The following is a 7,316-nucleotide window of genomic DNA, read 5'->3' on the forward strand; positions in this document are numbered from 1 at the left end:
GAGCCCGGCGCGCGCCGTCCATCTGGCGCTGCCGCCGTCGCCGCTGCCCGCGGCGCTCGCGCTCGCCGACCTGCTCAGGGCCGCAGGATCGCCCCGCCATCCACACTGAGCACCTGGCCGAGCACCCACGACGCGTCGTCCGACAGCAGATAGGCGACGGCCGCGGCCACATCGTCAGGGTCGCCGAGCCTGAGGCTTTTCTGCCCTTTCAGGACCGCCGCCCGGAACTCCTCGGGCAGCGCGTCACGGACCGGGGCCGTCAGGACCAGGCCGGGGGCGACCGCGTTGGCCCGAATCCCCTTCTTGCCCCATTTCGACGCCACATGCCGCATCAGCGCGTTGACCCCGGCCTTGGCCGCGGCGTAGCTGACCCGCTCGCGCTCCCCCGCGTACGCCGCGCCCGACGACGTGTAGACGATCGCGCCGCCGCCCCGCTCCAGCAGATGCGGCACGGCGTACCTGGTCAGGAGCAGATAGCCCTTCAGGTCGACTTCGATGGTGCGGTCGAACACGTCGAGGTCGACGTCCACGGCGTCGGTGTCGCGGCCGATCGCGTCCATGTCGGCGGCGTTCGCCAGGAGACCGTCGAGCCGTCCGTACTTCTCGACGGCCGCCCCGATCAGCCCGGCCACCGACTCCTCGACGGCCTGGTCGTACTGGACGGCCGTCCCGCCGATCTCCCCGGCGACCCGCTCGGCGGCCCCCAGATCGAGATCCCCGACGACGACCTGGCCCCCCTCTCTCGCCAGCCGCCTGGCCACCGCGGCCCCGATCCCGTTGCCGCCGCCCGCCACCACCACGACCCGACCCTCAAAGCGCATGGCGCGACAGTAGAACAAGTTCTACTTCCCTGCCAGCCCCTAGGCTGGTCGCGCAAGCGATCGCTCCCCTGATCCCGCTCCAGACACTGGGAAGTGGAACGTGTTGCATGCCCCGAGATTTCGCGGTTCTGGTCTTGTCGTAGTCGCGTTGGCCGTGTCGTTGTCGGGTTGTCGTGGTGAGACCGTTGCCCCGGCCGTCTCGGACGCTGCTGATCCCGGTGCGGTGGAGTTCTATGAGCGGTTTCGGGTTCAGGCGAGGTGGGGCGACGAGCCGCGGTCTCTTGTGGAGGGCATCAGGCTTTCTCAGGTGGTGACGGTGGCCGAGGTGGTCGACGTGCGGGCCACCCGCTCGGTCGGCACCGGCGACGACGCGCACTCGTGGGTGGGGGTCGTGCTCAAGCCCGTCGAGATCCTTTCGGGCCGGAAGGTCGACGGGCTGGACGACATCACCGTCGAGTTCGACGCTCCGGCCCAGGGCGAGCCCACCGCGTTCGCTTCGGAGCTCCGCGAGATCCTGCCGAAGGGGCAGGCTCTCTGGTTCCTGCACTGGAAGGGCTTCTACCACCAGCGCGACGCCAAGCTCCTTCACCTCGACCCGCGTGAGGCGAAGTACTACCGGCTGACCACCCACCAGGGAGGGTTGGCGATCATGGGCCAGGACGGCGTCGTCACCCCGTTGGGCGAGGAGCATCCGGCTCCCGAATCCTTCCAGGCCGACGTCCGGCGGTTCACAAAGCTCAGCGACCTCGCCAAGAAGGTCAAAGAGAACAAGTCCGACCCACCCGCCCCGCCGAAGACCCGCGGGCCGGAAGCCCCCAAGCTCCCCGGCAAGTAGCGATCACTCCGTGCCGACCTGGGATAGAAGACCCTGAGGCAGTACAGGCAAGCGGTGACTTGCCTATACTGGGAGTATGGGCGATGACGTTTTCAAGGCCCTGGCCGATCCGACTCGCCGCACGATCCTCGACGAGCTCGCCGAGCAGTCCGGGCAGACCCTGTTCGAGATCTGTTCACGGCTGGCCATGAAGCACCGGCTCGGGATGTCACGCCAGGCCGTCTCGCAGCATCTGGGCGTGCTGGAGGCGGCGGGGCTCGTCGAGACGAGGCGGGAAGGCCGCTACAAATTCCATGACCTGAACACGGCTCCGCTCCGGCAGATCGCCGAGCGGTGGCCGACACCCGACCCATCCGGACCGGAGGCACCCCATGAAGATCCATCTGACCAGCGTGTTCGTTGACGACCAGGCCAAGGCGCTCGCCTTCTACACCGAGGTCCTCGGTTTCGTGAAGAAGCACGACGTCCCGATCAGCGACACGGACCGCTGGCTGACCGTCGTCTCCCCCGACGAACCCGACGGCACCGAACTCCTCCTGGAGCCCTCCGGCCACCCCGCCGTCAAGCCCTACCGCGACGCCCTCCTCGAGGACGGCATCCCCCTCGCCCAGTTCGCTGTCGAGGACGTCACCGCCGAATACGACCGCCTCCGCGCCCTCGGCGTCCACTTCACCCAGGCCCCCGTCGACATGGGCCCCGTCACCACCGCCGTCTTCGACGACACCTGCGGCAACCTCATCCAACTAGCCACCAAACCCGCCTGACCCCACCACCATGATCGTGTCGACCTGCGGCATGTCGCCCGTTTCACCGCCCGAAACAGTCCACATGCCGCAGGTCGAGGCGATCTTGGGCTCTGCGTCACGCCGATCACGTGCGCCGGACGAGCGGAAGCGATCAGATGAGGCGGTGGGTGAAGCCGGCGGCGACGAGGCGGGTGTAGGCGTCGGAGACCTGCTTGGGCATCTCCTGGGGGATGGCGTAGCCGAGGCGGGGGTATTCCCTGATGCGCTGGGTGTCGCCGACGAGCATGTTGATGACGCGGTCGACGTCGCCGATGCTCTCGATGTAGTCGTCGAGGGGCAGCGGGCGCGAGGAGCAGAGGACGTCGAGTTCGGGCCAGAGCCTCTTCGCGGTGGCGTAGGCGCGGCGCTGTTGGTACGGCCGTGAGATCAGGACGGCCGACCGGACGTCGATACCCTCGTCCACGAGGAGCTTTCGGCTGAACTCGATGTTCTGACCGGTATGGGTGGCCGCGGTCTCGATGAGGATCGCTTCGTCGGGGACCCCGAGCGCGAGAGCGTGCTCGCGGTAGTGGACGGCCTCACCGCGCGGAAATCTCCCGACCGTGGTGGGCGCGTTGGCTCCGCTGAAGACGATGTGCGGAAAGAACCCCCGATGGAAGAGCTCCGCGGCATGAGTGGCGACGCCGATGTCGTGGCTGCCGAGCCCGATGGCGATGTCCACCGGCCGGACCCGATGGCCCAGGTCGTGATAATCCCAGAGAGTCCGGACATCCGACCGGTGAGCCTCGGGCAGAATCCGGTCACCCAAACTCTCTCCTCAATCGGGAATCTTGAACGTGTACGACCAGGTGAACCGCGAGGCCGCCCCTGGCGAAACCTCCGCCTTGCCGAGGCATCGACCAGCGGTGCGCCCTCGACGCCTTCTGGACGGTAGTAGCTCGTGAGCGTGCGGTTCAGCCCATCTCCGGCTTTGATGCAGAAGGCGGCTTCGACGGTGCGCACCATCTGCCCGGTGCGTCTCGACAACAGCCGGCTCGCGGTCGCCGCCCGCTAGATCAGGTCGGCGTCGTGGGCCAGGAGGGCGATCTGGGTGCGGTTGGTGAGCGCGAGCTTGGTCAGAATGTGCGTGATGTGCGCTTTGACGGTGGCGACGTTCAGGTGGAGGGCCGTGCCGATCTCGGCGTTGGTGCTGCCCTGTGCGACGGCGAGGACGACCTCGCGTTCGCGTCCGGTCAGGCCGGACAGGGCCTTCCTGGCTCGCTCGTAGGCGTCGGCCTGGGTGGCTACACGGTCCATGAGCCGGCGGGTGACGCTCGGCGAGAGGATCGGTTCGCCCGACGCGACCCGGCGGATCGCCTCGACGATCTGCGCGGGCGGGCTGTCCTTGAGCAGGAATCCACCGGCGCCGAGGCGCAACGCCCGCAGCACGTTGTCGTCGGTGTCGAAGGTCGTCAGCACGATGACCTCAGGCGGGCGGACGGTGGCGCGCAGCCGGGCGAGCGCGGTGAGACCGCCCACGCGCGACATCCGGAGGTCCATCAGGATGACGTCGGGCGCGTGCGCGGCCACCGCGCCGGGCACCTCGTCGCCGTCGGCGGCCTGGGCCACCACCTGGATGCCGTTCGCGCCGTCCAGCATCATCTCCAGGCCCGCCCGGACCAGCGCGTCGTCGTCGACGAGGAGCACCCGAATTGTCGTCATTTCGGCCATGGTAGCCAGGCATGTACCCGGAATTCCCTGCCCGGGATCATCTCGTGGTCGAGCCGTCCGCCCGCCAGCTGCACGCGTTCGGTCAGGCCGATGAGCCCCGAGCCGCTGCCGGGGACGAGCTGCGCCGGCTCGTCCCCGAGCATGGTGTTGGAGATGTCGATGGTGAGCGTTTCGCCGGGCCGCCCGTCGAGCACGACCCGCACGGGCTGACCGTTCGCGTGTTTGCGCGCGTTGGTGAGGCCCTCTTGGACGACTCGGTAGGCGGCGCGTCCTGCCGCCGCGGGGACGGCGATCGCCTCGGCCGTCCGGTCGTCGAGCAGCACCTGGTCACCGGCCTCGTGCGCCTCCGCGACCAGGCGCGGAATGTCGGCGAGCACGGGTTGCGGCCGCTGGTCCTCCGCAACGGAATCGAAGTCGCGGAGCACGCTGATGACCTCGCGCAGTTCGACGAGCGCCTGGTGGACGCCTTCGCGGACCACGCCCGCCGCCCGGGAGACCTGTTCCGGCGAGGCGTCCGCCCGGTACTCCAGCGCGCCCGCGTAGGTCGCCACGAGGGACAGCCGGTGCGCCAGGACGTCGTGCATCTCGCGGGCTATCGCGGCCCGCTCCTGCACCCTCGCCTCGGCCACTCTGCGTCCCTGCTCCGCCTCCGCGCGGCGGGCCCGCTCCCGGAGTGAGCCCATCAGCGCCCGCCGCGCCTGCGTCAGCGCCCCCCAGCCGAGCAGCGCGGCATACGCGACGGCCATCAGCCCCAGCCACCAGCCGTAGGAGATGCCGTCGGCGGGACGCAGGATTCCCCGGACGGCGTGCGCTCCGATCCCCACGGCCGCGACCTTGGCCGCCACCGCGAAGGGCCGCCGCTGGGCCACGATCAGCGCGCTCGCGTTGGCCGCCGGCGTCGCGACCGGAGACAGCACCGCCAAGAGGTTGAGCACCACCCCCGCGAGCACCGACCCTCGCAGCATCACGGGCACGATGGTGCAGCTCAGCGCCCAGACACACAGGTCGAGCACGAGTAGCCAGCCGGTCTGCGACCCGAAGAACGCGAGGCCGCCCAGCGCGCCGATCGCGACGGTCAGAACGAGCGTGGGCTTCTTCCCCGGAAGGCCGGGCGCGTCTTCGTCCATGGCCCGCACGCTAGGCCGGGAAGCCGCTCCGGCGACACCGACCAAAGTCTAGGAACGCCCCCACTCCGGTAGCGGACGCCATGGCCGCCCGGCCGATGCCCGTGGTGGTTTCCGGCGGCGAAGCTCCTCCCATGACGACAGCAACCGCCTGCACCGCCCACCGCCGGCCCCGCCGCATCGCCTCGGTCCTGACAGCCACCGTGTCCTCCTTCGTGGTCTGGGCCTCCACCGCGCATCTGGACCTGACCGTCCACCGGAACGGCGCCGTCCAGGAGATCGGCCTGGTCGCGGTCGTCCTGTCCGCGCTCTGCGCCGGCCTGGCCGGCTGGGCGCTCCTGGCCGTCCTCGAACGTTTCACCACCCACCCCCGCCGCAACTGGACGATCACCGCGACCACAACCCTCCTCCTGTCGCTGACCGGCCCCCTCACCCAGGCCACCACCCTCACCACAGCCCTCACCCTGATCTCGATGCACCTGGTGACGGCCTCAGTCCTGATCCCCTCCCTCGCGCGGACCTCCCACAACTAACCCGCGCTGACGGCGCCAGGTCTCGGCCCCTGGCGCCTTCAGACTGGCCCACCCCGAGCCGTCGAGCTCGAACGCTGCGCGTACCCGGAGGCTCGGCTCTCGGTCGATCTCATTCGGGCGAGGGGGAGATGATTTCGGCGAGTTGGGCGGCGAGGGTGGGGTTGGCTGCGGCGATGAAGGTCTGTCGGCGGTTCATCGCGTAGGTGATCTGGGCGAGGCTGTTGAGGCCGTAATCGAGGGGCAGCGGTGCGCCGGCGAGGTCGACGACGGTGCCGCCTGCGGCGTTGAGGATGTAGTGGCCGGGCGCGAGGTCCCAGATCGCGAAGCCCTTGGCGAACTCGACGGTGGCTTCGGTGAAACGGGCGGCGACGTGGCAGAGGCTGACGGACCCGAAATCGACGCCGATCCGTCCTCGGCCCGCCCCGTCGGCGGAGGGCTGGTCGAGGGCGTCGATGAGACGTCCTTGCGCTGCGAGTGCGCGGAACCGCGGGGGCTTCATCAGGAAGTTGGTGACCAGGGCCTCGGGGAGCGAAGCGGTCGGTGAGGCGTTGAGAGGGTAGGTGCCGCCGTCCGCGGTGACGAGGTGCGCTTCGTCCGCGCCGTCACTGTTGCGGCCCGCGACGTACAGCTGAACGTGATGGTAGATGTCGCCGACGACAGCGGCCACGGACCTGCACAGAGCCCGCGAGTAGACCATGACGTGCGTGTAACCCTGCAAGGCGCGGACGGCCAGTTCACTGGTGTCGAGGGGGTCGACGAGTACACAAAGGTCGGGCTCTGGGTCGTCGCCGACGACCTGGGGGTCGGCCTCTTCGGAGGCGTAGACGTAGGAAGGCATGATCGGGGTGAGAAGTTCGCGGTAGCGGTCGTGCATCCACAGGTCGTGCTTGGACAGGAAGTTGCCGGAATGCCGCTCGTTCCTGCTCTCTCCGTACCGGCCGCTCACCGCACCTTCGATCAGCCGCGGCCGGATCTCCCCCATCACGGTCCTCACCAGGCCGGCGAGCCGCCCCGCAAGCTCGGGAAAGCGCGGTGCTGATGGCATCGGCTGCTCCTTGAACGTCAGCGCAGTTCGAGGGGCGGCTCGATACCCGGCGGACTCATCGTCGCCGCCACGAAGACAGCCGCCAGACCGGCCGCCCGCATGATCCCTGCCCCGCTCAGGTCGTCAAAACTCAACACTTCAAGATCACGCCCCTTGGTCATGGCACCGAACACGGCGAAGTAGATCTCCGCGCCAGGGTAGCGAGCGCGAATCTCGGTGATCGGGCCCGGCCGGATGATGGTCTTGATGGCCTGGACGATCTCGAGGAGTTCGGGGAGTTGGCGGGATTCGCGGTCGGTGGGCGCGGTTTGGCCATCGTTTCCGAACTCGCGGTCATCACCGGGGCGTGTGGGAGTGACGCGCTCGGCCACTTCGTGTGGGCCGAACTCGCCCTGGCCGAGGTCGTCGAGGACGAGCCCGACTTCACTCGACTCCTGGTGCCTTAGCAGAGCGAGGGACCGAGTAGTTGGGGAAACCAAGAAGCGGGCTCCGATTGGAGCCC

General features: G+C 69.1%; 10 protein-coding genes. 4 read left to right on the forward strand and 6 right to left on the reverse strand.

The features are described from left to right. Positions 1 to 74: 74 nt before the first annotated feature. Complete coding sequence (locus ACYVE7_RS25565; RefSeq protein ID WP_460367948.1) at positions 75 to 821, reverse strand: SDR family NAD(P)-dependent oxidoreductase; 747 nt, start codon at positions 819 to 821, stop codon at positions 75 to 77. Positions 822 to 1,137: 316 nt separating this feature from the next. On the opposite strand from ACYVE7_RS25565, the gene ACYVE7_RS25570 reads away from it, so the two are divergent. The 3 genes from ACYVE7_RS25570 to ACYVE7_RS25580 all read left to right on the forward strand — a co-directional run bounded on the left by ACYVE7_RS25570 (position 1,138) and on the right by ACYVE7_RS25580 (position 2,420). Continuing rightward, entirely contained in the window at positions 1,138 to 1,656 is a 519-nt protein-coding gene (locus tag ACYVE7_RS25570) for a hypothetical protein (RefSeq protein WP_460367949.1), read from the forward strand. 76 nt (positions 1,657 to 1,732) lie between these two features. Next, positions 1,733 to 2,059: an ArsR/SmtB family transcription factor gene (locus ACYVE7_RS25575; RefSeq protein ID WP_460367951.1), complete on the forward strand. Its 327-nt coding sequence runs from the start codon at positions 1,733 to 1,735 to the stop codon at positions 2,057 to 2,059. After that, complete coding sequence (locus ACYVE7_RS25580; RefSeq protein WP_460367953.1) at positions 2,028 to 2,420, forward strand: VOC family protein; 393 nt, start codon at positions 2,028 to 2,030, stop codon at positions 2,418 to 2,420. Before ACYVE7_RS25575 ends, ACYVE7_RS25580 begins: the two co-directional genes overlap by 32 nt. Positions 2,421 to 2,553: 133 nt before the next feature. Here ACYVE7_RS25580 and ACYVE7_RS25585 read toward each other — a convergent pair whose 3' ends face one another. The 3 genes from ACYVE7_RS25585 to ACYVE7_RS25595 form a co-directional block, all read right to left on the reverse strand. After that, positions 2,554 to 3,123, reverse strand: coding sequence for a YdcF family protein (locus ACYVE7_RS25585; protein WP_460367955.1), 570 nt, complete (start codon positions 3,121 to 3,123; stop codon positions 2,554 to 2,556). 329 nt (positions 3,124 to 3,452) lie between these two features. Continuing rightward, a complete protein-coding gene (locus ACYVE7_RS25590; protein WP_460367956.1) occupies positions 3,453 to 4,112 on the reverse strand; it encodes a response regulator in 660 nt (219 codons plus the stop codon). Next, complete coding sequence (locus ACYVE7_RS25595; RefSeq protein ID WP_460367957.1) at positions 4,100 to 5,239, reverse strand: sensor histidine kinase; 1,140 nt, start codon at positions 5,237 to 5,239, stop codon at positions 4,100 to 4,102. The genes ACYVE7_RS25590 and ACYVE7_RS25595 overlap by 13 nt, the downstream gene beginning before the upstream one ends. Positions 5,240 to 5,370: 131 nt before the next feature. On the opposite strand from ACYVE7_RS25595, the gene ACYVE7_RS25600 reads away from it, so the two are divergent. Continuing rightward, the gene (locus ACYVE7_RS25600; RefSeq protein WP_460367959.1) at positions 5,371 to 5,769 is read left to right on the forward strand and encodes a DUF6069 family protein; all 399 of its coding nucleotides are present in this window, start codon (positions 5,371 to 5,373) and stop codon (positions 5,767 to 5,769) included. A gap of 109 nt (positions 5,770 to 5,878) precedes the next feature. Here the strand turns inward: ACYVE7_RS25600 and ACYVE7_RS25605 are convergent, their stop codons facing one another. Together ACYVE7_RS25605 and ACYVE7_RS25610 are read right to left on the reverse strand one after the other, a co-directional pair. Next, on the reverse strand, positions 5,879 to 6,814 hold the full coding sequence (locus ACYVE7_RS25605) for an inositol monophosphatase family protein (protein ID WP_460367961.1): 936 nt from the start codon (positions 6,812 to 6,814) through the stop codon (positions 5,879 to 5,881). A gap of 17 nt (positions 6,815 to 6,831) precedes the next feature. After that, positions 6,832 to 7,316 (reverse strand): hypothetical protein (locus tag ACYVE7_RS25610; RefSeq protein ID WP_460367964.1); only part of this gene is annotated, 485 nt, incomplete at its 5' end.

This window comes from Actinocorallia lasiicapitis (assembly GCF_054778695.1).